Source organism: Thiobacillus thiophilus (genome assembly GCF_055378705.1).
The window spans coordinates 1,848,680-1,873,074 of sequence record NZ_AP042404.1 but is presented as its reverse complement, the minus strand read 5'-3'; the positions used below and the strand labels follow the sequence as shown (position 1 = coordinate 1,873,074).

At 63.3% G+C, this 24,395-nt stretch carries 24 protein-coding genes; 14 read left to right on the top strand and 10 right to left on the bottom strand.

Annotation, left to right across the window (positions count from 1 at the left end; all coding sequences use genetic code 11):
• The first annotated feature begins 149 nt into the window (after window positions 1–149).
• From miaB to ACZ41T_RS09125, 4 genes are read left to right on the top strand one after another with little or no spacing between them, the layout of a single operon-like run.
• Window positions 150–1,493 (top strand): tRNA (N6-isopentenyl adenosine(37)-C2)-methylthiotransferase MiaB, encoded by a 1,344-nt coding sequence (gene miaB / locus ACZ41T_RS09140; RefSeq protein ID WP_464923954.1) that lies wholly within the window; start codon window positions 150–152, stop codon window positions 1,491–1,493.
• The gene (locus tag ACZ41T_RS09135) at window positions 1,490–2,449 is read left to right on the top strand and encodes a PhoH family protein (protein ID WP_464921088.1); all 960 of its coding nucleotides are present in this window, start codon (window positions 1,490–1,492) and stop codon (window positions 2,447–2,449) included. Before miaB ends, ACZ41T_RS09135 begins: the two co-directional genes overlap by 4 nt.
• Window positions 2,439–2,897, top strand: coding sequence for an rRNA maturation RNase YbeY (gene ybeY / locus ACZ41T_RS09130; protein WP_464921087.1), 459 nt, complete (start codon window positions 2,439–2,441; stop codon window positions 2,895–2,897). Before ACZ41T_RS09135 ends, ybeY begins: the two co-directional genes overlap by 11 nt.
• Before the next feature lie 14 nt (window positions 2,898–2,911).
• Window positions 2,912–3,766: an HlyC/CorC family transporter gene (locus ACZ41T_RS09125; protein WP_464921086.1), complete on the top strand. Its 855-nt coding sequence runs from the start codon at window positions 2,912–2,914 to the stop codon at window positions 3,764–3,766.
• A gap of 141 nt (window positions 3,767–3,907) precedes the next feature.
• On the opposite strand, the gene ACZ41T_RS09120 is transcribed toward ACZ41T_RS09125, so the two are convergent.
• On the bottom strand, window positions 3,908–5,053 hold the full coding sequence (locus ACZ41T_RS09120; protein WP_464921085.1) for a class I SAM-dependent methyltransferase: 1,146 nt from the start codon (window positions 5,051–5,053) through the stop codon (window positions 3,908–3,910).
• A gap of 73 nt (window positions 5,054–5,126) precedes the next feature.
• On the opposite strand from ACZ41T_RS09120, the gene ACZ41T_RS09115 reads away from it, so the two are divergent.
• The 3 genes from ACZ41T_RS09115 to metK all read left to right on the top strand — a co-directional run bounded on the left by ACZ41T_RS09115 (window position 5,127) and on the right by metK (window position 8,318).
• Window positions 5,127–5,867 (top strand): pteridine reductase, encoded by a 741-nt coding sequence (locus ACZ41T_RS09115; RefSeq protein WP_464921084.1) that lies wholly within the window; start codon window positions 5,127–5,129, stop codon window positions 5,865–5,867.
• Between the two features lie 127 nt (window positions 5,868–5,994).
• The gene (locus tag ACZ41T_RS09110; protein ID WP_464921083.1) at window positions 5,995–7,104 is read left to right on the top strand and encodes a methyltransferase; all 1,110 of its coding nucleotides are present in this window, start codon (window positions 5,995–5,997) and stop codon (window positions 7,102–7,104) included.
• A gap of 35 nt (window positions 7,105–7,139) precedes the next feature.
• The gene (gene metK, locus ACZ41T_RS09105) at window positions 7,140–8,318 is read left to right on the top strand and encodes a methionine adenosyltransferase (RefSeq protein ID WP_464921082.1); all 1,179 of its coding nucleotides are present in this window, start codon (window positions 7,140–7,142) and stop codon (window positions 8,316–8,318) included.
• 79 nt (window positions 8,319–8,397) lie between these two features.
• Here metK and ACZ41T_RS09100 read toward each other — a convergent pair whose 3' ends face one another.
• Window positions 8,398–9,081: a bactofilin family protein gene (locus ACZ41T_RS09100; RefSeq protein ID WP_464921081.1), complete on the bottom strand. Its 684-nt coding sequence runs from the start codon at window positions 9,079–9,081 to the stop codon at window positions 8,398–8,400.
• 364 nt (window positions 9,082–9,445) lie between these two features.
• Between ACZ41T_RS09100 and ACZ41T_RS09095 the strand changes: the two genes are divergently transcribed.
• The 3 genes from ACZ41T_RS09095 (at window position 9,446) to ACZ41T_RS09085 (ending at window position 11,495) form a co-directional block, all read left to right on the top strand.
• Window positions 9,446–9,769 carry a HigA family addiction module antitoxin gene (locus ACZ41T_RS09095; protein WP_464921080.1) on the top strand — a complete coding sequence of 108 codons (324 nt, stop codon included), beginning with the start codon at window positions 9,446–9,448 and terminating at the stop codon, window positions 9,767–9,769.
• Window positions 9,770–9,858: 89 nt separating this feature from the next.
• Window positions 9,859–10,758 (top strand): alpha/beta hydrolase, encoded by a 900-nt coding sequence (locus ACZ41T_RS09090; RefSeq protein WP_464921079.1) that lies wholly within the window; start codon window positions 9,859–9,861, stop codon window positions 10,756–10,758.
• Window positions 10,759–10,787: 29 nt separating this feature from the next.
• Entirely contained in the window at window positions 10,788–11,495 is a 708-nt protein-coding gene (locus ACZ41T_RS09085) for a glutathione S-transferase family protein (protein WP_464921078.1), read from the top strand.
• Between the two features lie 50 nt (window positions 11,496–11,545).
• Here ACZ41T_RS09085 and ACZ41T_RS09080 read toward each other — a convergent pair whose 3' ends face one another.
• The 3 genes from ACZ41T_RS09080 to ACZ41T_RS09070 form a co-directional block, all read right to left on the bottom strand.
• Complete coding sequence (locus ACZ41T_RS09080) at window positions 11,546–13,825, bottom strand: molybdopterin-containing oxidoreductase family protein (RefSeq protein WP_464921077.1); 2,280 nt, start codon at window positions 13,823–13,825, stop codon at window positions 11,546–11,548.
• Between the two features lie 120 nt (window positions 13,826–13,945).
• The gene (locus ACZ41T_RS09075) at window positions 13,946–14,686 is read right to left on the bottom strand and encodes a hypothetical protein (protein WP_464921076.1); all 741 of its coding nucleotides are present in this window, start codon (window positions 14,684–14,686) and stop codon (window positions 13,946–13,948) included.
• Window positions 14,687–14,972: 286 nt separating this feature from the next.
• Window positions 14,973–16,385: a DHA2 family efflux MFS transporter permease subunit gene (locus ACZ41T_RS09070; protein WP_464921075.1), complete on the bottom strand. Its 1,413-nt coding sequence runs from the start codon at window positions 16,383–16,385 to the stop codon at window positions 14,973–14,975.
• A gap of 102 nt (window positions 16,386–16,487) precedes the next feature.
• Between ACZ41T_RS09070 and ACZ41T_RS09065 the strand changes: the two genes are divergently transcribed.
• Window positions 16,488–16,787: a hypothetical protein gene (locus ACZ41T_RS09065; RefSeq protein ID WP_464921074.1), complete on the top strand. Its 300-nt coding sequence runs from the start codon at window positions 16,488–16,490 to the stop codon at window positions 16,785–16,787.
• Window positions 16,784–17,074 (top strand): helix-turn-helix domain-containing protein, encoded by a 291-nt coding sequence (locus tag ACZ41T_RS09060; RefSeq protein WP_464921073.1) that lies wholly within the window; start codon window positions 16,784–16,786, stop codon window positions 17,072–17,074. Before ACZ41T_RS09065 ends, ACZ41T_RS09060 begins: the two co-directional genes overlap by 4 nt.
• A gap of 120 nt (window positions 17,075–17,194) precedes the next feature.
• Here ACZ41T_RS09060 and ACZ41T_RS09055 read toward each other — a convergent pair whose 3' ends face one another.
• Both ACZ41T_RS09055 and ACZ41T_RS09050 read right to left on the bottom strand, forming a co-directional pair.
• A complete protein-coding gene (locus ACZ41T_RS09055; protein ID WP_464921072.1) occupies window positions 17,195–18,016 on the bottom strand; it encodes a family 1 encapsulin nanocompartment shell protein in 822 nt (273 codons plus the stop codon).
• On the bottom strand, window positions 18,013–18,402 hold the full coding sequence (locus tag ACZ41T_RS09050) for an encapsulin-associated ferritin-like protein (RefSeq protein WP_464921071.1): 390 nt from the start codon (window positions 18,400–18,402) through the stop codon (window positions 18,013–18,015). Before ACZ41T_RS09050 ends, ACZ41T_RS09055 begins: the two co-directional genes overlap by 4 nt.
• A gap of 273 nt (window positions 18,403–18,675) precedes the next feature.
• Here ACZ41T_RS09050 and ACZ41T_RS09045 point away from each other — a divergent pair, with 273 nt between their 5' ends.
• Complete coding sequence (locus ACZ41T_RS09045) at window positions 18,676–19,878, top strand: MBL fold metallo-hydrolase (RefSeq protein ID WP_464921070.1); 1,203 nt, start codon at window positions 18,676–18,678, stop codon at window positions 19,876–19,878.
• A 259-nt stretch (window positions 19,879–20,137) separates the two neighbouring features.
• Here the strand turns inward: ACZ41T_RS09045 and ACZ41T_RS09040 are convergent, their stop codons facing one another.
• Window positions 20,138–20,527, bottom strand: a complete 390-nt coding sequence (locus tag ACZ41T_RS09040; protein WP_464921069.1) for a type II toxin-antitoxin system HicB family antitoxin — start codon at window positions 20,525–20,527, stop codon at window positions 20,138–20,140.
• 117 nt (window positions 20,528–20,644) lie between these two features.
• The gene (locus tag ACZ41T_RS09035) at window positions 20,645–21,655 is read right to left on the bottom strand and encodes an NAD-dependent epimerase (protein ID WP_464921068.1); all 1,011 of its coding nucleotides are present in this window, start codon (window positions 21,653–21,655) and stop codon (window positions 20,645–20,647) included.
• Window positions 21,656–21,820: 165 nt separating this feature from the next.
• Between ACZ41T_RS09035 and waaA the strand changes: the two genes are divergently transcribed.
• Window positions 21,821–23,128 carry a lipid IV(A) 3-deoxy-D-manno-octulosonic acid transferase gene (waaA, locus tag ACZ41T_RS09030; RefSeq protein WP_464921067.1) on the top strand — a complete coding sequence of 436 codons (1,308 nt, stop codon included), beginning with the start codon at window positions 21,821–21,823 and terminating at the stop codon, window positions 23,126–23,128.
• On the opposite strand, the gene ACZ41T_RS09025 is transcribed toward waaA, so the two are convergent.
• Window positions 23,070–24,377: a TolC family outer membrane protein gene (locus ACZ41T_RS09025; RefSeq protein ID WP_464921066.1), complete on the bottom strand. Its 1,308-nt coding sequence runs from the start codon at window positions 24,375–24,377 to the stop codon at window positions 23,070–23,072. The genes waaA and ACZ41T_RS09025 overlap by 59 nt on opposite strands.
• Window positions 24,378–24,395 lie beyond the last annotated feature (18 nt).

Here is a 24,395-nt window from a genome sequence, read left to right as displayed (position 1 = left end):
GCACGTCCGGTCGTGCGCCTGCCTTTGTACCCGCAAGGAGTAGGCCGGAGTCGTAAAGCCGCTAACGCGGCAACAGCCCCGCTCTCGTCGCTTCGTGGCAGACACCCGCCCAAACGCACCATCGAGTGTGTCCGACTACGGTTGCTAGGATCATGAAAAAAATCTACATCAAAACTTTCGGCTGTCAGATGAACGAGTACGACTCGGACAAGATGGCCGATGTGCTCAATCTGGCCGAAGGCCTGACCCCGACCGACACGCCGGACGACGCCGACGTCATCCTGTTCAATACCTGCTCGGTGCGCGAGAAGGCGCAGGAAAAGGTGTTCCACGAACTCGGCCGGGTGCGCCATCTCAAGCAGGCCAACCCCAAGCTCATCATCGGCGTCGGCGGCTGCGTGGCGAGCCAGGAAGGCGCGGCGATCGTGGCGCGCGCGCCCTTCGTCGACGTGGTGTTCGGCCCGCAGACGCTGCATCGCCTGCCCGAGTTGATCGCCCAACGCCGCGCGACCGGCCGCTCGCAGGTCGACATCAGCTTTCCCGAAATCGAGAAGTTCGACCATCTGCCGCCCGCGCGCGTCGAAGGCGCCTCGGCCTTCGTGTCGATCATGGAAGGCTGCTCCAAATATTGCACCTTTTGCGTCGTGCCCTACACGCGCGGCGAGGAAGTCTCGCGCCCGTTCGACGACGTCATCGCCGAAGTGGCCAACCTTGCCGGGCGCGGGGTGAAGGAAGTCACCCTGCTAGGGCAGAACGTCAACGCCTACCAGGGCGCGCTGGAAGAGGGCGGCACCGCCGACCTCGCGTTCCTGCTGGAAATGGTGCATGAGATTCCCGGCGTTGAACGAATCAGGTACACCACCAGCCACCCGCGCGAAATGACGCAGCGGCTGATCGAGGCCTACGGCAAGCTGCCGAAGCTGGTGTCGCATCTGCATCTGCCGGTGCAGTGCGGCTCCGACCGCATCCTGGCGGCGATGAAGCGCGGCCACAGCGTGCTCGAATTCAAATCCATCGTCAGAAAGTTGCGCGAGCAGCGCCCCGGCCTGTGCCTGTCGTCCGACTTCATCGTTGGTTTTCCGGGCGAGACCGAAGCCGATTTCGAGGCGACGATGACGCTGATCCAGGAACTCGATTTCGACGCCAGTTTCTCCTTCATCTACAGCAAGCGCCCCGGCACCCCGGCGTCGGACTACCCGGACGACGTGGCGGCCGCGCTGAAAACGCAGCGGCTGATGCGACTGCAGGCGCAGATCGAGGCGCAGGCGCAGGCGGTGAACCAGGCCATGGTCGGCACCGTGCAGCGCGTGCTGGTCGAAGGCCACGCCCGCAAAAACGCGGAAGAGCTTGCCGGCCGCACCGATAACAACCGCATCGTCAACTTCGCCGGGCAGCCGCGCCTGATCGGCCAGTTTGTCGACGTCACCATCACCCAGGCGCTGCCGCACAGCTTGCGCGGCGAAGTCGCCATCACCGAAAGCGAAACCGCTTGAAAACCGATATCGTTGAACTGCGCCTGGCCCCGGAAGACAACCGGCGCCTGGCCAATCTGTGCGGCCCGATGGACGAGAACCTGCGGCAGATCGAGGCGGCGTTCGACGTCACCATCGGCCGCCGCGGTGCCAGTTTCCGTGTCAGCGGCGACGCTGCGCAGGCGGAAAAAGGCGCAACCGCGATCGAGCACTTCTACAACCGCGCGCACGATACGCTCTCCCTCGACGACATCCAGCTCGGCCTGGTCGAAATCACCCGCGGCCGCGCCGACGAGGAAGGTCCCGCGCTGCGCACCCGCCGCGCCGACCTGCGCGCGCGCACCCCGCGCCAGGGCGATTACATCGAGCAGATCCGCAGCCACGACATCACCTTCGGCGTCGGTCCAGCCGGCACCGGCAAGACCTATCTGGCCGTCGCCTGCGCGGTCGATGCGCTGGAGCGCGAGCAGGTCAAGCGCCTGGTGCTGACGCGCCCGGCGGTGGAGGCCGGCGAGCGGCTCGGCTTTCTGCCGGGCGACCTCACGCAAAAGGTCGATCCCTACCTGCGCCCGCTGTACGACGCGCTGTACGACTTGATGGGCTTCGACAAGGTCACAAGGCTGATCGAACGCCACGCCATCGAGGTGGCGCCGCTTGCCTTCATGCGCGGGCGCACGCTCAACCACGCCTTCATCATCCTCGACGAGGCGCAGAACACCACGGCCGAGCAGATGCAGATGTTCCTTACGCGAATTGGTTTTGGCGCGCGCGCGGTGGTCACCGGCGACCCGACGCAGATCGACCTGCCCAAGCACGTCAAATCCGGCCTGATGGACGCCGTCGAGGTGCTGGGCGACGTGCGCGGGATCGCCTTCACCCACTTCCTGTCCGAAGACGTGGTGCGTCATCCGCTGGTCGGCCGCATCGTCGACGCCTATGCCGCGCGCCGCGCGGAAAACGAAAAGCGTGGCGCCTGAATTCAGCCTGTCGGTGCAGTTCGCGAGCGACGCGGACGATCTTCCGAGCCGCGCGCAGGTCCGACGCTGGGTCGCCGCCGCGCTGGAGCATCCTGCCGAGATCAGCGTGCGCATCGTCGACGCCGAGGAAGCGCAGGCGCTCAACCGGGACTACCGCGACAAGGCCTACGTGCCCAATGTGCTGACCTTCGAATATGGCGAAATCGGCCACGATGAAGCAGGGCGCGGCGTGCTCGGCGGCGATGTCGTGATCTGCGCGCCGGTGGTCGAGCGCGAGGCGCTGGAACAGGGCAAGCCGCTGAAGGACCATTATGCCCACATGACCATCCACGGCGTGCTGCACCTGCAGGGCTACGACCATATCGACCCGGCAGAGGCCGAAATCATGGAATCGCGCGAAATCGCTATACTGAAACGGTTTCACATCCCCAATCCTTATTTTTCCTGACCGTTACCCCCCTTATGGAGTCCGACAGTAGTCCTAAACCGAGCTTGCTCGAGCGCATCTCCCACTGGCTGATGCGCGAACCCGAAGACCGTGAACAGCTGATCGAACTGCTGCACGGCGCCTACGAAAACAACCTGATGGATGCCGACGCCTTGGCGATGATCGAGGGTGTGCTGCAGGTATCCGAAATGCGGGTTGGCGAGATCATGATCCCGCGCGCGCAGATGGACGTCATCGACATCAACGATGCGCCCGAAGTGTTCATTCCCCATGTCATCGAAACCGCGCACTCGCGCTTCCCGGTCATCGACAAGGATCGCGACGACGTCATCGGCATCCTGCTGGCAAAGGACCTGCTGCGGCACTATGCCGAATCCGACAGCGACATTCGTGGCATGTTGCGTCCCGCCGTGTTCATCCCCGAATCGAAGCGGCTCAACGTGCTGTTGAAGGAGTTCCGTTCCAACCGCAACCACATCGCCATCGTCGTCGACGAATACGGCGGCGTTGCAGGCCTGGTGACCATCGAGGACGTGCTGGAGCAGATCGTCGGCGACATCGAGGACGAATACGACTTCGACGAAACCGAGGACAACATCATCCGCGAGAACGAAGGCGTGTTCCGCGTCAAGGCCGGCACCGAAATCGAGGACTTCAACCAGACCCTCGGCGCGTATTTCTCCGACGAGGAGTTCGACACCGTCGGCGGTCTCGTCGTCTCGCGCTTCGGCCACCTGCCCAAGCGCGGCGAGTCGGTCCAGTTCGACGGCTTCCTGTTCAGCATATTGCGCGCCGACAGCCGCCGTCTGCACGCCGTGCGCGTCACCCGTCTGCCGCCGGAAGAAACCACGCAACTGCCGCTGATGTAGGTCTTGTCATAGCCGAGGCCCCACGGGCCGCGGGATCCGGGACAGGACCGGACTGCGTCTCGAAGCCCGCAATGACAGACCTTTTATTGGCGTGGCTGGGCATCGCGGTAGGGTGCACTCCGTGCACCGATTGATGCTGGGTTAAAGCGAATGCCTACGGTCGCCGCGCGCAAACTCCGCCAGCGGCGCGATGCCGCCCTTGCCGAACCCGATCACCTTGAACAGCTCGCCCATCTCGGCGGGCGAGACCAGCCGCTGCACCGCATTGGCCTGCGGCAGATACGCCGCCGCGTCGCTGGGCGGCGTCTGCATCAGCAGTTCGGTCAGCCCGCTATTCAACAGAAAACCCGCCTGACTGGCGTAGCCTGCAAGCTCCAGTCCGGCCGCCGTTGCCGCCCGCGCCACCGCGCTGAAGTCGACATGCGCGGTGAGGTCGCACAAGCCCGGCAGATAGAACGGTTCGTCCAGCGCGTGGTGGCGGTAATGCGCGCGCAGCGTGCCCATGTGGCGCTGCGGGTGGTAGTACTCGGCGGCGACAAAGCCATAGTCGATCAGCAGGATCAGCCCGCGGTCGAGTACCTGAGCGAGCGAGCCGATCAGCGCGTCGGCGGCCAGGTTGATTTCGGAGACATAGCCGGGCGCGAGATCCAGCGCATCGGCGCGGGCGCGCAGCACGGGGTCGGCGATGGGGCGGTCCTGCCAGGCGAAGGCCTCGCCTTCCACGATCACGCCGCGTGAAAGCGGGCCGTTATCCGTCCAGTGCACGAGCTCCGCCGGCAGCGCATCGAGCACTTCGTTGCCGAGGATGACGCCGCTGAAATGCGCGGGCAGTGCATCCAGCCACAGCACCCGGTCGACAAGCTGCGGCAGTTTGCGCGCAATGTTTTCCTGCTGGCGTTGACGCAGGTCGGCGCTCACTTCCAGAATCGAATAGCATGCGGGCAGCGCATCGAGCCGTTCCAGTTCACCCAGCAGGTCCGCCGCCAGCCGCCCGCTGCCGGCGCCGAGTTCCAGCACCTCGCCGCCGGTCTCCGCCAGCACCGGCGCCAGCGCGTGCGCCAGAGTGCGGCCGAACAGCGGCGTCAGTTCCGGCGCGGTGACAAAGTCGCCGGCCGCGCCGAACTTCATCGCCCCGGCAGCATAGTAGCCGAGGCCGGGGGCGTAGAGCGCCGCTTCCATGTAGCGCGAGAATGGAAGCCAGCCGCCCGCCGCGTCGATCAGCGTGCGTAGATGCGCGGCGACGCGCTGGCTGTGGGCAAGGGCATCGGGGGTGGGGGCGGGAAGCATGGGTCGGACAGTTCAGGGATAATGCGGAATGGCTGGATAATCCAGAATCGAGTGACTATAAAGGCGAATCCCGATGCGAGGCAAAGTCGTATTGATTACCGGCGGGGCCAAGCGGGTGGGCGCGGCATCGGCGCGTCTGCTGCATGCGGCAGGCGCCAACCTGACGATTCATTACCGCAGCTCGGTGGCCGAGGCACGCGCGCTGCAGGATGAACTGAATGCCATCCGCCCCGATTCGGTGGCGCTGATCCAGGCCGATCTGCACGACACCGGCGGGCTGCCCAGCCTGGTTCACCAGACCGTCGCCACGTTCGGCGGCCTCGACGTCCTGCTCAACAATGCGTCGAGCTTCTATCCCACCCCGGTCGGCGACATTACCGAAAAGGACTGGGCCGACTTGATGGGCAGCAACCTCAAGGCGCCCATGTTCCTGGCGCAGGCCGCCGCCCCCGAACTCAAGAAACGCCGCGGCTGCATCATCAACATCACCGACATCCACGCCGAGCGGCCGATGAAAAGCTACGTCGTCTATTCCGTCGCCAAGGCCGGCCTGGTCGGGCTCACCAAGTCGCTGGCGCGCGAACTGGCGCCCGAAGTGCGCGTCAATGGCATCGCCCCCGGGCCGATCATGTGGCCCGAGGGCGATGTGAATTTCGACGAGGTCTCGCGCCAGCGCATCGTCTCGCACACCATGCTGAAACGCGCCGGCGATCCCCACGACATCGCACTGGCGGTGCGCTTCTTCGCGATGGACACGTACTTTGTGACGGGGCAGATCCTGGCGGTGGACGGCGGGCGCAGCGCGAAGCTCTGACGATGCGCCAGCCCGACAAAAAGCAGTAAATACTTATCGTTGCCTGGAGTCTGTTTGAACCAGACGCCAGGCGCCGCCCATCCCTATTCGTGGTATCCCCGCCGTGCCTGACATGATGGTTTCCGACATGAGCTGGACTGAGGCAGACGAGCCCCGGTCTGCCCGCTGGCGCGCCGAGAGCGGCGCGCCAGCGCCCAAGCGCGCGATGGTCGCGGACGACCGCATCACGGCCGATGCGGCCTATCGTCTGGCGAGCGAGGGCACCGCGTTGCTGTGGCGCGGCGACTTTCAGAATGCGCGCCAATTGCTGCAGGCCATCGCGCGTCGTATCGACCGCAAGCCGCGCAAAGCCGCGGCGTCGCCGATCGAAGCCTTCAATTTTTATCGCCAGGTCCAGTCGCAGCGCGCCCGCACCCTGGGCATGCTGCTGGTGCCGCTGGAGGCGGACTACAGCATTCCCTTGCGCCGCGCGCCGAATGTGAAAGAGGCCTGCACCGAAGCCTATGGTGCGGGCGAGGCGCCCTCGGTGGTCTCGCTGCGCGAATTGCTCGGCGTGATCGGCGCCCACGAGTGGCGCAAAAACGGCGTCGAAGTCCCGGCGCTCGGCGACCGTATCCACCCGCACTACGGCGTGTTTTCGCCGGTGCGCGGCGAGTACGTGGGGCTGGTGGCCGAGGCGCCGCTGCCGTCATCGAAGCTGGCTTTCGACATCGGCACGGGAACCGGCGTGCTCGCTGCCGTGCTTGCCAAGAGAGGGGTCAAGCACGTCATCGCGACTGAGCGGGACCCGCGCGCCCTGGCGTGCGCACGCCAGAACATCGCCCGGCTCGGCCTTGCGGGGCGGGTGGAGGGTGTCGAGGCCGATCTGTTCCCCGAAGGCCGCGCGCCGCTCATCGTCTGCAATCCGCCGTGGCTGCCCGCGCGCGCCAACTCGCCGATCGAACGTGCGGTCTACGATCCGGAGAGCCGCATGCTGCTGGGCTTCTTGAACGGGCTGGCGGCGCACCTGGAGCCGGGCGGCGAAGGCTGGCTGATTTTGTCCGACCTGGCCGAGCATCTGGGGTTGCGCTCGCGCGAGGCCTTGCTGGCTGCGCTCGACGCTGCGGGTTTGAATATAGTGGGGCGAATGGACGCCAAACCCACGCATCCCCGCGCCGCCGATGCCGCCGATCCACTTCACGCCGCGCGCGCGGCCGAGGTGACGTCGCTCTGGCGGCTCGCTGCACGAAACCTTTAACCCATCAACACACCCCGTCACACAGGAAACGCACCATGAACCTCCGCCGCCATTTGTTTACCTCCGAATCCGTGTCCGAAGGCCATCCGGACAAGATTGCCGACCAGATTTCGGACGCCATTCTGGATGCCTTTCTGGCTGAAGAACCCGAGGCCAAAGTGGCCTGCGAAACCTTTGTGGCCGACAACCTGGTGGTGATTGCCGGCGAGTTCAAAACCGTCCGCAAGGAACTCTTCAGCGAGGTTCAGGACCGCGCCGAAGCGATTGCCCGCCAAGTGCTGCGCGACATCGGCTATCGCGATGCCGAAACCGGAATCGACCCCAACACCTGCGAAGTGCAGGTGCGCTTCAATCACCAGTCCTTCCAGATTCACAAAGGGATCACCCTGGCCGGCGGCGACATCGGCGCCGGCGACCAGGGGCTGATGTTCGGCTACGCCTGCGACGAGACCCCGGATTTAATGCCCTACCCGGTCTGGCTGGCGCATCGCCTGGTGCAAAAACAGGCCGAGCTGCGCAAATCCGGCGCCCTGCCCTGGCTGCGCCCCGACGCAAAAAGCCAGGTCACCGTCGCCTACGAAGGCCACCAGGTCGCCGGTATCGAAAACGTCATTATCTCCACCCAGATCGAGCGCGACCTCGACCCCGCCTGGGTCACGCAGGAAATCACACGCGAAATCGTCGACCCGCTGGTGCCGATGGCGCTGCGCACTCCGACCTTCAAGCTGTGGGTCAACCCCGCCGGCCCCTTCGAAATCGGCGGCCCCAACGGCGACACCGGCCTCACCGGCCGCAAGATCATCGTCGACACCTATGGCGGGTCATGCCCGCACGGCGGCGGCGCGTTTTCGGGCAAAGACCCGACCAAGGTCGACCGTTCGGCGGCGTATATGGCCCGTTACATCGCCAAGAATCTCGTCGCCGCGGGCTATGCCAGGCGCTGCCTGGTTCAGCTGGCGTATGCCATCGGTGTGGCCGAGCCGGTTTCCCTGCTGATCGAAACCTACGGCACCGGAACCGTGCCGGATGAAAAGCTGGAAGCGATGGTGCGCGGCACCTTCGAGCTGACCCCGCGCGGCATCATCGACAGCCTCGACCTGCGTCGCCCCATCTATCGGCAGACTGCCGCATACGGGCATTTTGGGCGGACCGAGCCGGACTTCAGCTGGGAACGCGTTGACCAGACGCAAAAGCTGGCGCGATTTAACGCCTGATCCTGAACGCTCCCGATCCGGCATGGCCGCGTCGGCGGAAGCAGTCGTTTATCGCAGACAGTCCCCCTTCAGGCCGCGATCAGCCCTGACGTTTTCCTGCCTGGTTTCGGGCCAGGGTGGAGCCGAACTGGATCTGTTCCCGTTCGGTTGTCTTTTCTTGAACCGGTTCAGCCGTCTGCGCAGGCGTTTCCGGAACCTTGGTCAGGCGTGCGCCGGCTGAAAGCGTCGCCACTTCACCGCTGATGCTGCCGCCTTCCTCGACCATCAGCGCCCCGTAGCGGATCACGCCGGAAACCCTGCCGGTGGCATAGATCACCAGACGCTTGCGCGCGGTCAGGTCGCCCTCGAAGGTTCCGTGCACTTCCGCTACATCGATTTCGGCCTTGCCCGAAAACACGCCGCCTTCGGCAATACGAATGTCGCGGCTGTTCATCGATGCTTCCACGCGGCCTTCTACCACCAGAATTTCGCAATCGGTGATTTCAGAGCCCTTCAACTTGATGTTCGGTCCGACGATGAGCTTGTTGCCGTCTTCGCTCGGCGCGTTATTTGTGCGCCCCGGATAGGCTTCTGCCCTGGGGGACTCGACCGGCTTGACGGGCTCGGCCCGCTTGGCGGGTTCGTGCGTCGAATGACCCGCCGTAGGGCTGGTCCTGTTCGAATCGGTTTTTACGTTGCCGGGGTGCATAAAGTTCTTGAGCATGGGAATGGGACTCTCTCGGTGAGCAGGGTTGCAGAAACGCCATAGCGCGGTTGCGGCCATAAATGACCGCAACACGCCCCACTCAGCAATACCCGGACCAACAGAAAAAGCCCTTTAGTAAACAGGCAGATAACCAATTTATCCGGTGCGGTTCGGAGCAGCGAGCCGCACCAAATGTCACTTAACGGCGACACCCAATCCGACAGCTTTGAGAAATGACCCAATAAAACAGAAAGTTAGGACGAGTTGTGTGTGTCCTTGAAATGCGACATACGCAATTGGGTTTGCAAAATCCGGCCGATTACCACAAATGCGTTTTTGATCGTTTTGTCTTGGGGCTGGCGCTTTCCCCGTCCCCGGGGCGTAGCGACCAGAACGACAGCGACGACAGCATCGTCAGCCCACCCAGCGTCAGAAAGGCGTAGTGCAGCGTGCTCGTCACCGCCACGCGGCCGGTCTGCGGCAGGTCGCCCAGATACCCGCCCGCGATCAGCAAGCCGCAGGCCAGCTCGAAGCTCATCGATATCTGCTGCAGCGAACTGGAAATCGTGCTGGCCATGCTCGAATCGGGGAAATCGTCGCCGACAAGCGCAGCATCACCGCCGATACCGCCGCCCGCCTGGGTGTTTTCTTCGGCATGGAAGCCGAGTTCTGGCTGAACCTGCAGGCGCACTACGATCTGGCGATCGCGCACGAAGCGCTGGCCGCGAATCTGGCTGCGATCCAGCCGCTGGCGGCGGCAGTGTAATTGAGGGTGGCAAAAGGCAGACCCTGTGTCTCGGAATTCCGCCCTGCGGGAAACCGTGACCGGCACCCGGCTATAGGCTATATTTGCGAATGCTGATCATGGCCATTTTCAATGAAATGCCCGGCACCGTGACTTTTTTGCTGCTGGTGGCCGGCTTCGGGGTGGCTGTCGCGGCGCTCAACGCACTGATTCGCTGGAGCCTGCGTGCGCCGAAAGTGGTGGGGCGGTCCACGCCGGGTACGCTGGGGCTGACCTATTCGGAAACGCGAATCCCAACCGCCAACGGAAAACGGATTTCCGCCTGGCTTATTCCGGCGCCAGCGCCGGGAGCGTCACCCGCGCTGGTAGTAATACACGGATGGGGCGGCAATGCAGGGACGATGCTTTCCCTTGCCGGGCCACTGCATCGTGCCGGTTACGCGCTGCTGCTTTTCGATGCGCGCAGCCATGGGCGAAGCGACCTGGACACCTTCTCTTCCATGCCCCGTTTCGCCGAGGATATCGAGCATGCGGTGGACTGGCTCAAATGCCAGCCGGGCGTGGATCCCGGACGAGTAGGGGTGGTCGGCCATTCCGTGGGAGCGGCCGCCGCCATGCTTGCCGCCTCGCGCCGGAGCGATCTGGCGGCCGTGGTCAGCATCGCCGCCTTTGCGCATCCCGAGACGATCATGCGCCGCCTGCTGGCCACCCGGCGCATGCCTTATTTTCCTTTCGGCTGGTATATCCTGCGCTACGTCCAGCACGTGATCGGTTATCGTTTCGACGATATTGCGCCACTCAACACCATTGGGCGCATACGCTGCCCGGTTCTGCTGGTTCACGGCACCGGGGATGCGATGGTTCCCGTAGCGGAAGCACACGCATTGCTCGCCCGATGCAAGCGGAAGGACAAATTGCTTCTGGTGAAGGGGAGCCATGACCATTACGAAGATCTGGAGCGCCAGATCGGCGACGTCGTTGTTTTTCTCGATAATGCCATGAAACCTTAATCGCTCACCCTGTCCAAAGAGCCATGCCGATGATTGAACTACACCAGTTCCGCCCTTTCTGGGGCTTGCCCAATGCCAGTCCATTCTGCATGAAGGTGGAAACCTATTTGCGGTTTCGCAGCATTCCCTACAAGGTGGTGCCCAGCGGGCCACGCAAGTCGCCAACCGGCAAGATCCCCTTCATCGTGGAGGATGGCCATAGCATTACCGATTCCGAGGCCATCATCGATCATTTCGAGAAGCGGGAACCGGTACACCTGGACGCCGGCTTGAGCGAGGCCGAGCGGGCGACAGCTTTTTTCGTGCGCGAACTGGTAGAGGAACAACTCTATTGGCAGGTTACCTACATGCGCTGGGGCGATCCTGCCGGCTGGGCGGTATTCAGGCCGGATCTGGTGAAATACCTGCCCTTGGGCATGCGTGGCCCGGTGCTGTTCCTGCTGCGCCGGATGTTGCTGCGACAGATGGGCCAGAGAGGGCTTACCCGCGCAGATCCGCAGGGCGCCTACGCCAGGGGCAAGGCGATTCTGGATGCCCTGGCAGGCCTGCTGGGCGACAAACCCTATTTTCTTGGTGCCGCGCCACGCAGCCTGGATATGAGCCTGTATGCCTTTCTCGCCAACATCCTGGATCAGCCCCACGGCAATCCGCTCCAGGCGCATGGCAAGTCGCTCGGCAATCTTGTCGGTTACTGTGCGCGCATGAAGGCGTTGTGCTGGCAGGGGTGGCAGGCTTGAGCCAGGGTCAATGAAACGAAAAAAGGGGCTTTCCCACCGACGCCTTTAATCTACTCACACGAGTTCGGAGAGGCTTTCACAACCTGGCAATACTGCCCGCGCAGCAAGGCCGAACCGCTCACCGGGTCGCTTGCCGGTCCCATCAGGCCGGCATAATTGGCCGCCATTTCCCCGGCTTCGCCGGGCACCGCCTGCCACCAGCCGTAGTGCGCCCAGACTGTGCCCGTATCCAGACTGGCATCGAGCTTCGCCCGGGCGCGCATGGTCCCGTAAGGTGACTGGACGTTGACGGTTTCGCCTTCCGCGATACCGCGTTCTGCCGCGGCGTCTGGGTGCAGCATGATCAGCGGCAGCCGCTCGCCGCGCCCCGCTCGCTGCGCTTGCTGGTGCTGGCTATGGCAGCGATCGGGCAGTTTGGCGCAGGTCAGCAGCAGGGGAAATTCCGCTGGGGGCGGCACGTCGCGAAATTCCGGTAACGGCGGCTGGCCGATCGCCCGCAGCGCTTCGGCATAGATTTCCAGCCGCCCGCTCGGTGTGGCAAAGCCCGTGTCCCGATACTTGCGGTAGCGGGTGTGCAGCGGCAGGACCACGCCTTCTGGCGCAGCGTGCAGCGCTTCCGGCGTCAGCCCGCTGGGCTCAAGCACATGCCGTAGCCCTGCCTGGGCGTCCCCATCGAAAAATTCCGCCTGCAAGCCCAGCCGGGTTGCCAGTTCAAATACCAGTTCGGCATCCGAGCGCGCCTCGCCGCGCGGCGGCACCACCGCCGTGCGCAACTGCACCCGCGCCTCGGCCGCCTGATCGATGAAAAACCCGGCCTGCAATCCCTCACGCTCCCACGGCATGGCAATGGGAAACAGGATGTCGGCGTCGCGGCTCATGGCCGAGTGAAAAAAATCGGCATGCGCGAAAAACTCAAGTGACTGCAACGCCTCCCGTCCCTGTTGCGGGTTGGCGCGCGTGGCCAGCAGATTGGCGCCAAAGGACAGCAGGCCACGCACGGCATAGGGTTGCTGCAGCAGGATCGCCCGATACAGGTCGGCTTCGGAAATCCAGCCATGGCGGGCGGGGCCAAGCGGTCGCGCCGTCACGCCCAGCGCCTTGGCTGCCTGGCCCGGTGGCAACAGATCCCGGCCCATCACATTGCGTACCGGCGGTTTGCTGAAAAACACATTGCCGCCCGGTGCATCCAGGCAGCCGGTCAGGGCGTAGAGCAAATGCAGGGCGCGGCTGGTCTGGGTGGCCTGGTCGTGCTGGTTCAGCCCGGCCCAGCCGTAGAACGATACGGGCCCCTGGCTGCCGAGCAGTTCAGCGGCCTCGGCAATCTGCGCGGCAGGAATGCCGGTCACCTGCGCCGCCCGTGTCAGGGGATAGTCGGCACAGCGCCGGGCAAACAGTTCGAAAGCCGGGCGGCAGGCAACTGGGCCGCCGGGTGTATCCACCTCAAACCGGCCAGACAAGGCGAAGCGGCCTGGCGTCCCCGGCGACGGTGCCGCAATGACGCATGCGCGCGCCTCGTCCCACATGGCGTTGCTGCCATCGGGCAGAAGCAGAAACTGGTCGGTGTCTTCCCGCAGCAGAAAGGCCCCGGTGCTGTAATGCAGGATGAACTCGCGGTCGTAATGGCCGCTGCTGATCAACTGGTGCGCCAGCGCCAGCGCCAGCACGCCATCGGTGCCCGGCCGGATGCGCAGCCAGACATCGGCACGCCGGGCAAAACCGGCGCTGCGCGGGTCCACCACAATCAGCCGCATGCCGCGCTGGCGCGCCTGTTCGATCTGCTCAGCCATGGCCAGCCAGGTGGCCGGGGGGTTGATTCCCCACAGCATCAGGCACCCCGTCGCGGCAAGCTCGGGCATGCCGATATCCGAACCGAAAGTCAGCTGCGGCGCGAAATCGCGATGCCAGTTGCAGACATGCGTGGTCCATACGGTGTTCGGGCTGCCGTACGCATTGGCCAGGCGGAAAATCCACTGCATGCCATCCGCCACTGCCGTCCCGCTCGGCGTGGTGACGCAGAATGCCATGGCCTCGGGGCCATCCTGCCCGGCGATCTGGCGCATCGCCGTGGCCGTGGCATGCAGCGCCTCGTCCCAGCCGATGCGCTGCCAGCCGGGATCGGCGCTGCCTTTGGGATTGTTGCGCTTGAGCGGGGTGAGAATCCGGTCCGGGTGCTTCAGCAGATCAACCGCTGCATAGGCCTTGCTGCACAGGTGCTTGCCCGTGGGATGGGCAGGGTTGGGCGCAACCGCCGTCAACTCGCCGCCCTCCACCGTATAGATGCAGCCACAGCGGGAAATGCACAGTGGACAGTAGGACGATATCCGGGTCACGTCAGGCTCGGTTGGTGCGTTGTTGCGTAATCACGGAGCGGATACTCGCATGCAGGGTATTTCTGGCGTTCAGGGTTTTTCTGCAAGTGAGTGACAAGCAGATTTTTAACCTTGCCCGATTCACCCTTGCGCTTGATGGACACGTTTGCAGCCATGCGCCAGTTCCATCAGATGCGGTAGCAGTTCGGAGTGTCTTTGCACGTGGAAAATGAAACGCGGCACGTCTCGCCCGGTCGTCTGCGCCATGAAGGGCTCGCCCCAGAAGCTGAGCAGCGCCTCGGACCCCCCGCTCAACTGGTTGTCGGCCAGGATAAAGGAAACCGTCTTGCTTAGATTGCACCAGCGCGGTTCCCTGACTTTCGTGCTGTCACCGCAGGCGGCGAGCTTGGGCTGGATGACCTGCTGCCATAATTCTTTTTGGCTTTCATCGAGAATGAACTGGATCGAGGTGACCAACGGATTGTCCACCGCTGGGCGTAGCAGCACGTCGAACAGCGGCTGCGGCTTATACATCGACAGGCACACGTTGAACCAGATCGTGTCGCCGTTCATATGCCGAATGAAATGCTCGTTGGATGAGCGCAAGTGACGGGGGCCAACCAGAATCACCTCAGGCGGCTTGAGGTGATTCTGGATACGGCTGACCGCGTGTGCGGTGTGATCGACCTGCTCGGCGGTCAGCTCGTTGCTTCGCGTGTGCCGCATGAAATTGATGAACAGCAGAGCCATCAAGGCAAGCACGATGGGCAGGATGACCGTTTCGTCCACCACATGCAGCAGGTGAAGCACGATTGCCGCGACTGCCGCCACGATGCCGGCGATTGCATCCCATTCAAGGCTGAGGATTTTCTTCACTTTCATCGGTGGCCTCACAACAACTCAGCGGCAACATTGCCGGTTAATCGCAACGATTTTGCAGGCTAACGCAATCCTGGCCACATCCAGCCGATTGGCGCAACTTCCTTGCTTGTCTGCTCAATGTGCGGGCTGCACATGCGCCAGCCCACGTTCATGCACGAGCGCATCAAGCCGCTTGTCCCGCGTCCATTTTCAACGATCTCCCAATCAAGCCTGGCAGGTGGCTTCAGCAGCCGTGGTGCATCCCGTTCCGTGCAGGAAATCGCGACCTGTTTCTTTTTGTATCCGCTTATGCCGCTGCACGCAAGCTTCCGCGGCTGACACTCTCGCCATCCCCGGGGCGCAGCGACCAGAACGACAGCGACGACAGTATTGTCATGCCGCCCAGCGTCAAAAAGGCGTAATGCAGCGCGGTCGTCACTGCCGTGTGGTCGGTTTGCGGCAGGCCGCCCAGATACCAGCCGGCGATGAGCGTCCCGCAGGCCAGGCCAAAGCTCATCGACATTTGCTGCAGCGAACTGGAAATCGTGCTGGCCATGCTCGAATCGGATGATTCGACGTCGGCAAAGGCCATCGAATTCATGCTGGTGTATTGCAGCGAATTGAAGAAACCCATGGTCAGGCCCAGCAGCACGATCAGCAGAATCGACGTCGCCGGATTCACCAGCGAGAACAGGCTGACGAGAACCCCGATCATTACCGTATTCACGATCAGGATGCGTCGGTAGCCATAGCGCGCCAGCACCTGCGAGGAAATGAATTTCATGCCCATCGCCGCCACCGCGGCAGGCATCATCAGCAGGCCCGACTGCCACGCCGGCATGCCCAGGCCGAGCTGGTAGAGCAGCGGCAACAGAAAGGGCATGCCGCCCATCCCCAGGCGCGTGATGAAGCCGCCCACCACCGCGACGCGAAACGTGCGCACCCGAAACAGCGCCAGGCGCAGCAGCGGATGGGGTGCCTTGCGGGCGTGCAGGATATACCCGGCCAGCAGGCCGAAGCTGAGCAGCAGCAAACCCGCCGCCGGAGCCGCGTCGAGTTCATGCTCACCAAAAATTTCCAGCAGCCAGGACAGCAGCGCTGCGCCGCTGCCGAACAGCACCAGGCCGACGATGTCCAGCGGCCGTCGCGTATCGCCGCGGTAATCCGGCATGTGCCGATGCGCCAGCCACAGCGCCAGCAGCCCCGCCGGCACGTTGACGAAAAAGATGTAACGCCACGAGAGCCAGTGCACGATCAGGCCGCCGACCGTGGGCCCGAGCAGCGGACCGATCAGCGCCGGGATGATGACGAAATTCATCGCTCGCAGCAGTTCCGATTTGGGAAAGGTGCGGATGATCGCCAGCCGGCCCACCGGCATCATCATCGCCGCCCCCACGCCCTGCAGAATCCGCCCCCCAATCAGCATGGGCACATTCAGTGCCAGGCCGCACAGAACCGAGGAAAACGTAAAGATGGCAATCGCGATGCTGAACACGCGGCGCGTGCCGTAGCGATCGGCCATCCAGCCGCTCACAGGAATGCACACCGCCAGGCTCAGGATGTAACTCATCACCACCGCCTTCAGGCTCAGTGGCGTCACCTGCAGGCTCTCCGCTATCGCCGGCACCGCCGTGTTGACGATGGTGGTGTCCAGCTGCTCCATGAACAGCGCCACGGCCACGACCCAGGGCAGGTAGGTTTTGACAGGGGAAGGATTCATCTGTGCGGGAGTCGTGATGGCGGCGGGTAGCGCGGACGCTGCGGCCCGGGACGATGATTTTTCAATATTGCCCATCATACGGCAGTGCCGTACTATTATTCAATGTACGCAGTCATCGAAAAAGACATTTTTATGCGTGCATCAGTTCAGGTCTGGACGGATGCCGGGCAGATCGCTTCTCGTCTGATGGCGGCCAATCTGGACGCAGGCGATGTCATACCGGGTGCCGGTGGTTGTCGCAAGGTCTGGTGGACATGCCACGGTATGGGCAAACACGGGCGGTGCGTGGGTGGTTTATTTCAACCCGCTGGCGCACAACGAGGTGCGCTGTTGATGGTGTATGGGAAAGCAAAGTTCGACAACCGCCCGTGTCTTTTTGAAACAACCGCGAGAGGTCATTGAACAAGGATAAGGAAATGGAACGGTTCCAGAAAGATTTGCTGATCGCCGTCCGCCAGATGAAGGCGGGGAAGACCGCCCGGAAAACCCGGGCCGCTCTGTCGCCCATTGCCGAGGCACGCAGCCGGCTGGGAATGTCTCAATCCGAGCTGGCAGATCTGATGGGCGTTTCTACCCGTACCCTGCAAGACTGGGAGCAAGGCCGCCGCAAACCCACCGGCGCGGCGCAAACACTACTGCGTGTAGCGATTGCACATCCGGAAGCCTTGCTTGATTTGAAGGCGGCGTAAGCTTGCAGGCGGCAACGCAATTCTGCAGTGGCAAAAAGCAAGGCCTCGCGTCAGGACGATGGCATCAACGTTGACTGTGTTCAAATCCCACGTCGATTGATAGTAAAAGGGCTTTACCCTTCATTTTTTACCTTTACCTTTGCCGTAGACCAGCGGCACCGCCGCCTCGGGCGCCAGCACCCGGAACGTGAAGCTTTCCTGCAGATACAGGCGCACCGTTGTCGCCGTATGCTCGAGATAGCCTATCGAGAAATCCTGGCCGACGGTCAGTTCAAAGTCACCGCCCCGCAGACTCATCACCATCGCACCGTCCACCCCTGGGGCGGAAATAATTGGACCGTCCAGCAGCTGCCGCACGTGTTCGATTACGGGGAAGCCGCCTTCCAGTGTCTTGCTCAGCCCGGTATAACAGCGCGGTCCAAGAGCAATGGCGTAAGGCCCGTCAACGCCAGCACTGCGTAGTTTGTACAAGGCCTCGGCAACCACGCCGAGATACTCGGTATAGTCTTCGCTCAACGCACATTTGGCTGCACTGGCCGCCGCGACAATCCCACCGATGCCGGCATCGTTGAACCCGTGAAAAATCGCTTTGTCTTCAGCCAGCGCAATAGCGCGCGCGGCTTCCCGCAGCGGGTCGAGATCCGGATCGTCGGCGCCGCGGCCGACAGCTTCAAGTTCGTCGCGCGATAGCTCGAAGGGAATGCGCAGTTCCACGAGCGGCTGCGCCCGGCGCAAACGCGCCTCCACGCCCTTGTGAGGATCGGTCTTCAGCCGTTCGCTGCGACCGAGGCTGATGGCAGACGCCTCCCACCCCAGAGGACCCACGAAATCAACCAATTTGCGGGCAGCGAGCATGGTCTTGAGCGTGCGCCGCGCCTCGTCCTCGATGGCAGCCCAGGCCTCGGTGGAAATGGGTGCCAGGTCCTGCAGCAGGTCATTCATGGTGTTACCTCCCCGCACAGACTGCCGATGCCGAGGGAGCCGTCGGTGGCCGGATGCTGTCCGCCACGTCCGCCCCCTGCTTTCAGTTCGTGTTCCCGTTCCAGCGGTGATTTGTCAATGAACAAATAATTGCGCAGATGCTCATCGAGCTTCGGGTCCCGGCGGCGCAGCCACTCCAGCACCATGGCAGCGTGTTCCTTTTCTTCGTCGCGGTTGTGCGCAAGGATTGCCGCCAATTCCTCGTCGTCACTTGCCGCCACACGCTGGTCGTACCAGTCAACCGCTTCCAGCTCTTCCACGATCGTGACGATTGCGCGATGGCGGTCGATCACCTCGGGACTCAAGGCGTCGGCCGCCTCGTGTAGACCGGTACTGGATGCCGCCATGGTGCGTTCTCCTTGTCTTGTATAAGGGATCTCCGGCGTCCGGGCCGGGATCGGGATCGGCCCCGTTTTGCCAGTTTTCAAGCTAGCAGCTCTACGCACGCTTACAAGGTTCAGATCAGATCGGTTTCGATGCGGCAAGCGGCGTGATTGGGCTGCATTGCGTCCGGGCAGGCATCGCCTATATTTAAAAGCGTGCAGAGCCGCGCGGTCGACACGGCATAGCGTGAGTTTTACCGCGCGATGTCTCAGCGCCGGTTTCTCAGGAGGTGTCCCATGTTAGACAAGGTTTCCGCCAGTACGAGTCCGGCAAAGGTGTGGGAGCAGCTGCTGCGCAACGAGCCTATGTTTATTCTCGATGTGCGCGATCACGACGAATTCGAAAGCTGGCGAGTGGAAGGCCCCCATGCCGCCGTACCCACGATCAATATCCCCTATTTCGAACTCCTCGATCTGGAGAACGAGGAAGAGGATGTCATCGACGCCGTGATGCGGGGGGTACAGACGCAGCTCAAGGGCCAGCTACCCAAGGATCGCCCCATCCTCGCTGTCTGCGCTGAAGGGAAGACATCCACGTATGTTGCCGAGGGGCTACGCCGCCTGGGTTTCGATGCGGTGAACATGGAAGGCGGCATGGAGGCCTGGGGCAATTTTTATTACTGGCGTGCGGTGGAGGAGAACGCGCGTTACTCGCTCTTTCAGGTGGTGCGCCCGGCCCGCGGCTGCGTCAGTCACATGTTGATCAGCGACCGGCACGCCGCAGTGTTCGATCCCGCCCGGCACCTCGAGACGTATCACGAACTGGCTACCGCCGCCGGCGCCCGGATCGATCTGGTGCTGGACACCCACCTCCATGCCGATCACCTCAGCGGCGGACCGGCGCTCGGCGAGCACGACCACATTCCCTATTACCTGCATCCCTACGATGCCATCCACCCGATGGATATGGTGCCGGCACGCATCCCGTATCGTTATCTGGAAGAGGGGCAGGTGCTTCACATTGGCCGTGCCGAGATTCAGGTATTGCATTTCCCCGGCCATACCCTGGGAATGGTGGCTTTTCTTATCGACGGGCGCTATCTGCTTGACGGCGACAGCGTGTTCCTTGAGTCCATCGCCCGCCCGGATCTGGGTGGCAAGGCCGAGAACTGGGCGCCGCTGCTCTACACCTCGCTGCAACGGATGACGACGCTGCCGGACGAAATCGTGGTGCTGCCGGCGCATTTCAGCGACATCACGGCGGGTGATGAACACGGCGTCTACCAGGCCACGCTGGGAAACCTCAAGCGGCACAATCCCGGATTGCTGAAGTTGGCCGAGGGCGAGAAGGCCTTCACCGACTATGTGCTAGCGAGCCTGCCTGATTTTCCCGAGGCCTATATCGAAATCAAACGGGCCAACGCCGGGCTTGCCAGTCCGGACGAGCGCAAAGCGCAAGAACTGGAACTGGGGAAAAATCTGTGTGCGCTGGGGCAATGAAGCGGCTGTCCGTTTAGTGGCATAGGGCGCCATCCGTAGTACCGGGCGGCGAACTGCAGCTGGGTGTCGGTCTTCCACGCAACGCGTTCCGTATCGGTCCAGGCCTCCCTGGCTCGCTGACATCCAACATTACAGGCCGGCGATCACGCCCGCCAAGTCCGGGGAGCATATGTCACCGGTTCATAAAACAGATCACACACTCTCTGTCACGACGCATGTGGATAAATAGGGTCAGACACGATATTGACGTCCTATTTATTCAAGCCGACAGCGCTCGGCGTGCGATATACCCGGAACGAGACTCACCCGCCGATTTGGCCGCAGCGTCTATGCGCCGTAATACTCTGGCGGGCAGGGTGATGTTGACGCGTTCCGCTTTGTCGGAAAGCGACGCCAAGTCGACCGTGACCATTGCCCAGATATAAGCTTTGAATCCCGGATTGGCCTGGTGTTGGTCAATCTGGCCGGGCGTGGGGACGGCACCGCCATCGTCGATGACGGTTTCCAGCCACAGCTCAATCGCTTCTCTGGCGTTGTCGATGGCTTCGTCCAGGGTGTCGCCAGCGGAAAAGCAGCCGGGGAGATCGGGAACGATCACGCCGTAAGCGTGTTTGGCGTCTCCGGGTTCAATTGCGATGGGGTATCTCATGGGTATTCCAGTTTTTCTAACCAAGCTTCAAGCCCGCTTGATAAGCTCGACGCTGTTCATGTGTGTATTGTGCACACTGGGGTATAAAGTTCCATATTGCGCAGAGCCGTCCCCGGCTTAGCCCAGCTGCTTGTATCCCCGATACCACTCCACCCATTTCCCGATCCCGTATTCCAGCGTCGTCGCCGGCTTGAAGCCGGTGTCGCGAACCAGCTCGTCGATATCCGCGTAGGTCGCCTGCACGTCGCCGTCCTGCATCGGCAGGAAGTTCTTTTTCGCTTCCTGACCCAGGGCTTTTTCTATCGTACCGATGAAGTCCATCAGCTGCACCGGGGTGTGGTTGCCGATGTTGTAGACGCGGTAGGGCGCGTGGCTCGATGCCGGGTCGGGGTTTTTGTGGTCGAAGTTCGGGTTGCCCTGCGGGATGCGGTCGAGCACTTTTACGGTGCCGTCGGCAATGTCGTCGATGTAGGTGAAGTCGCGCGACATGTCGCCATGATTGAACACGTCGATGGTGCGGTTTTCGAGGATGGCGCTGGTGAACAGCCACGGCGACATGTCGGGGCGGCCCCACGGGCCGTAGACGGTGAAGTAGCGCAGGCCGGTGGTGGGCAGGCCGTAGAGGTGCGAGTAGGTGTGCGCCATCAGCTCGTTGGCTTTTTTGCTGGCGGCGTAGAGGCTGACCGGGTGGTTGACCGGGTCGTGGGTGGAAAACGGAACCTTGGTGTTGGCGCCGTAGACGCTGGACGAACTGGCGTAGACGAAGTGCTTGACGCCGTGGTGGCGGCAGCCTTCGAGCAGGTTGGCGAAGCCGACGATGTTGGATTGCACGTAGGCGTGCGGATTCTTCAGCGAGTAGCGCACGCCGGCCTGCGCGGCGAGGTTGATGACGGCGTCGAAGTGACCTTTCTCGAACAGGTCCTCCATCACCATGCGGTCGGAAATGTCGTCCTTGAGGAAGCGGAAGTTGGGGTAGGGCTTCAGCTGCTCCAGTCGCGCCAGCTTCAATGCCGGGTCGTAGTAGTCGTTGAGGTTGTCGATGCCGACGACTTCGTCGCCGCGCTTCAGCAGGATTTGCGCGACGTGCATGCCGATAAAACCGGCGGAACCTGTAAGAAGAACTTTCATAAATGTCTTCGCCGGTTTCAGAGAAGGCTAACTTGCGCCATGCGCAAGTTAAGTGAGCGAAGCGAATGGCCGGAACTAAAACCGGCGCCGCCGGTGAGCAGGATTTTCATTGTTTGGCCTCCAAGGTGGCGTCGATTCTAGCACCGCGCCCTTTACAATCTGCCGATGCCCACCCTGCGCCTGTTGCTCGACTGGACCCTGTACCGGCTCGCCCTGCTGCTTGCCGCGCCGCTGATTCCGCTGCGCCTTTTGTGGCGCGGCCGGCGCGAGCGCGGCTATTGGCGGCACTGGGGCGAGCGACTGGCGCTCGGCCCCGCGCCGGTGACGGGCGCGCTGTGGATTCATGCGGTGTCGGTGGGCGAGATGCGTGCTGCGCAGCCGCTGATCAATGCCCTGCGCGCCGCGCATCCGGATGCCCCTGTGCTGCTCACCTGCATGACGCCGACCGGGCGTGCCACTGCCGAAGCGCTGTATGGCGACTTCGCTCACATCGTCTATCTACCCTACGATTACGCCGGCTCGATGCGCCGCTTGATGCGCCGTGTGCGGCCGCGCGTCGGTATCCTGATGGAAACCGAGCTGTGGCCCAATCTGATTCATGCCGCGGTGCGGGCGGGCGCGCCTCTAGTGCTGGCGAATGCACGGCTGTCGGAACGCTCGGCGCGCGGCTATGCGCGGCTGCCGGCACTGACGCGGGCGTGTCTTGCGCGGGTTGCGGTGGTCGCCGCGCAGACCGGGGCCGATGCCGCGCGGCTGGAAAAACTGGGCGCCGCGTCAGTCCACGTCACCGGCAATCTCAAGTTCGACATCGCGCCGCCGGCCGCACAGCTTGAACTGGGCGCAGCCTGGAAAGCGAAATGGGGACGGCGCCCGGTGCTGCTGGCGGCGAGCACGCGCGAAGGCGAGGAGGTGCTATTGCTGCGCGCATTTGCCGAGACCGTGCCGGCCGATGTGCTGCTGGTGCTGGTGCCGCGTCATCCGCAGCGTTTCGATGAAGTGGCGGGGCTGATCGAGGCAGCAGGATTGGCGTATCGGCGCCGCAGCCTGCTGGATGGCGAACTCGACCCCCAGACGCGGGTGCTGCTGGGCGACAGCCTGGGCGAACTGTTCGCGTATTACGCCGCGTGCGACGTCGCCTTTGTCGGTGGCAGCCTTGCGCCGCTGGGCGGGCAGAACCTGATCGAGGCGGCGAGCGTGGGGCGACCGGTGCTGGTGGGGCCGCACACCTTCAATTTCGAGGAAGCGACGCGGCTGGCGATCGAGGCCGACGCTGCGCTGCGGGTGGATGACGCGGACGGGCTGTTAAAAAACGCGCTGAAGCTGCTGAACGACGCGCCGACGCGCGCCCGCATGGGCGAGGCCGGGCTGGCATTTGCCGCGCGCCATCGCGGCGCGGCGGTGCGGGTGGCGGCGTTTATTTCGCCGCTACTGGCTTCAGGTGCCGGTCGATCTCGGCCAGGTCGGCCGGACTGAGGCTGCCGACGGCGGCCTTGAGCGACAGTCCGGACAGCAGGTAGGCGTAGCGCGCGCCGGCCAGATCGCGGCGGGCGGACAGCACCTGCTGATCGGCGTCGAGCACGTCGAGGCTGGTGCGCACGCCGACCTCCAGACCGAGCTTGGTGGAATCGAGCTGCGCTTGGGTCGAAACCAGCGCCTGCTCCAGCGCCCGCACGCGGGCGACACCGCTGTTGACGTTGAGCCAGGCCTGGCGGGCCTGCAGGCCGGCTTCGCGGGTGGCGACCTCGACATCCTGGCGCGCCTTTTCCCGGTTGGCGACGGCTTCGCGCACGCGCGAACTGGTCAATCCGCCCTGGTAGATCGGCAGATTGAGTTCCACGCCGATGCTGGCCACCCGGGTGTCCACCTGGGGGTAGCCAAAGTCCTGACCGTTGTTGATCGTATAGTCGGCGACGGCATCCAGCGTGGGATGGTGGCCGGCGCGGTGACGCTCGACTTCCTGATCGGCGATGGTCTTGGCGATGCGCTGGATGTCGGCCTGCAGATTGCCTTCGGCGGCACGCGCGGCCCACTCGTCGAGGGTGCCGGGCTCGAGCTTCAGCAGTTTGTTGTCGACCAGGCTGTCGAGCATGCCGGCCGGCTTGCCGATGAGTTTTTCCAGCGCACGCAGGCGGATGTTGAGGCTGTTCTGCTCGGCGATTTCCTGCGCGATGGCGAGGTCGTAGCGTGCCTGCGCTTCGTGGGTGTCGGTGATGGTGGCGGTGCCGACCTCGAAGTTGCGCTTGGCGGCGGCCAGCTGTTCGGCGATGGCGGCCTTCAGCGCATCGATGAAGGCGATGTTGTCCTGCGACTGCAGCACGTCGAAATAGGCCTGCGCGACCCGCAGAATCAGGTCCTGCTCGGCGACTCTGAACTGCATGTCGGCGATTTTCACCTGTTCCCTGGCCTGCGCGTACAGGACCTGATTCTGCTTGCGGTAGACGGGCTGCGCGGCGGTCAGCGACAGGCCGTTGGAATCGTAATCGGCGTCGCCGCCGGGCAGGCTGGATTCGATGCTGTTGTAGCGTACGTTGCCGCCCAGATTGACGTTGGGCAGCAGGCCGGCACGGCCCTGTACCGCCTTTTCCTGGCCGGCCTCGCGGGCGGCGCGGGCGGCGGCGTACTGCGCATCGTAGGCCTGCGCGTCGCGGAAAACATCGAATAGATTGGTGGCATGGGCGGCGGGCGCCAGCGCCAGTGCGATAAAAATGGACTTGAGTCGCATGGTGAACCCAGTCGTTGA

What these genes read in the sequence shown, in the direction of transcription:
- ACZ41T_RS09125 (WP_464921086.1), top strand. Translation starts at nt 2,912, where the DNA reads ATGGAGTCCGACAGTAGTCCTAAACCGAGCTTGCTCGAGCGCATCTCC.
- ACZ41T_RS09120 (WP_464921085.1), bottom strand. Translation starts at nt 5,053, where the DNA reads ATGCTTCCCGCCCCCACCCCCGATGCCCTTGCCCACAGCCAGCGCGTC.
- ACZ41T_RS09115 (WP_464921084.1), top strand. Translation starts at nt 5,127, where the DNA reads ATGCGAGGCAAAGTCGTATTGATTACCGGCGGGGCCAAGCGGGTGGGC.
- ACZ41T_RS09110 (WP_464921083.1), top strand. Translation starts at nt 5,995, where the DNA reads ATGAGCTGGACTGAGGCAGACGAGCCCCGGTCTGCCCGCTGGCGCGCC.
- metK (WP_464921082.1), top strand. Translation starts at nt 7,140, where the DNA reads ATGAACCTCCGCCGCCATTTGTTTACCTCCGAATCCGTGTCCGAAGGC.
- ACZ41T_RS09100 (WP_464921081.1), bottom strand. Translation starts at nt 9,081, where the DNA reads ATGGCCGCAACCGCGCTATGGCGTTTCTGCAACCCTGCTCACCGAGAG.
- ACZ41T_RS09090 (WP_464921079.1), top strand. Translation starts at nt 9,859, where the DNA reads ATGCTGATCATGGCCATTTTCAATGAAATGCCCGGCACCGTGACTTTT.
- ACZ41T_RS09085 (WP_464921078.1), top strand. Translation starts at nt 10,788, where the DNA reads ATGATTGAACTACACCAGTTCCGCCCTTTCTGGGGCTTGCCCAATGCC.
- ACZ41T_RS09075 (WP_464921076.1), bottom strand. Translation starts at nt 14,686, where the DNA reads ATGAAAGTGAAGAAAATCCTCAGCCTTGAATGGGATGCAATCGCCGGC.
- ACZ41T_RS09070 (WP_464921075.1), bottom strand. Translation starts at nt 16,385, where the DNA reads ATGAATCCTTCCCCTGTCAAAACCTACCTGCCCTGGGTCGTGGCCGTG.
- ACZ41T_RS09065 (WP_464921074.1), top strand. Translation starts at nt 16,488, where the DNA reads ATGTACGCAGTCATCGAAAAAGACATTTTTATGCGTGCATCAGTTCAG.
- ACZ41T_RS09055 (WP_464921072.1), bottom strand. Translation starts at nt 18,016, where the DNA reads ATGAATGACCTGCTGCAGGACCTGGCACCCATTTCCACCGAGGCCTGG.
- ACZ41T_RS09050 (WP_464921071.1), bottom strand. Translation starts at nt 18,402, where the DNA reads ATGGCGGCATCCAGTACCGGTCTACACGAGGCGGCCGACGCCTTGAGT.
- ACZ41T_RS09045 (WP_464921070.1), top strand. Translation starts at nt 18,676, where the DNA reads ATGTTAGACAAGGTTTCCGCCAGTACGAGTCCGGCAAAGGTGTGGGAG.
- ACZ41T_RS09040 (WP_464921069.1), bottom strand. Translation starts at nt 20,527, where the DNA reads ATGAGATACCCCATCGCAATTGAACCCGGAGACGCCAAACACGCTTAC.
- ACZ41T_RS09035 (WP_464921068.1), bottom strand. Translation starts at nt 21,655, where the DNA reads ATGAAAGTTCTTCTTACAGGTTCCGCCGGTTTTATCGGCATGCACGTC.
- waaA (WP_464921067.1), top strand. Translation starts at nt 21,821, where the DNA reads ATGCCCACCCTGCGCCTGTTGCTCGACTGGACCCTGTACCGGCTCGCC.
- ACZ41T_RS09025 (WP_464921066.1), bottom strand. Translation starts at nt 24,377, where the DNA reads ATGCGACTCAAGTCCATTTTTATCGCACTGGCGCTGGCGCCCGCCGCC.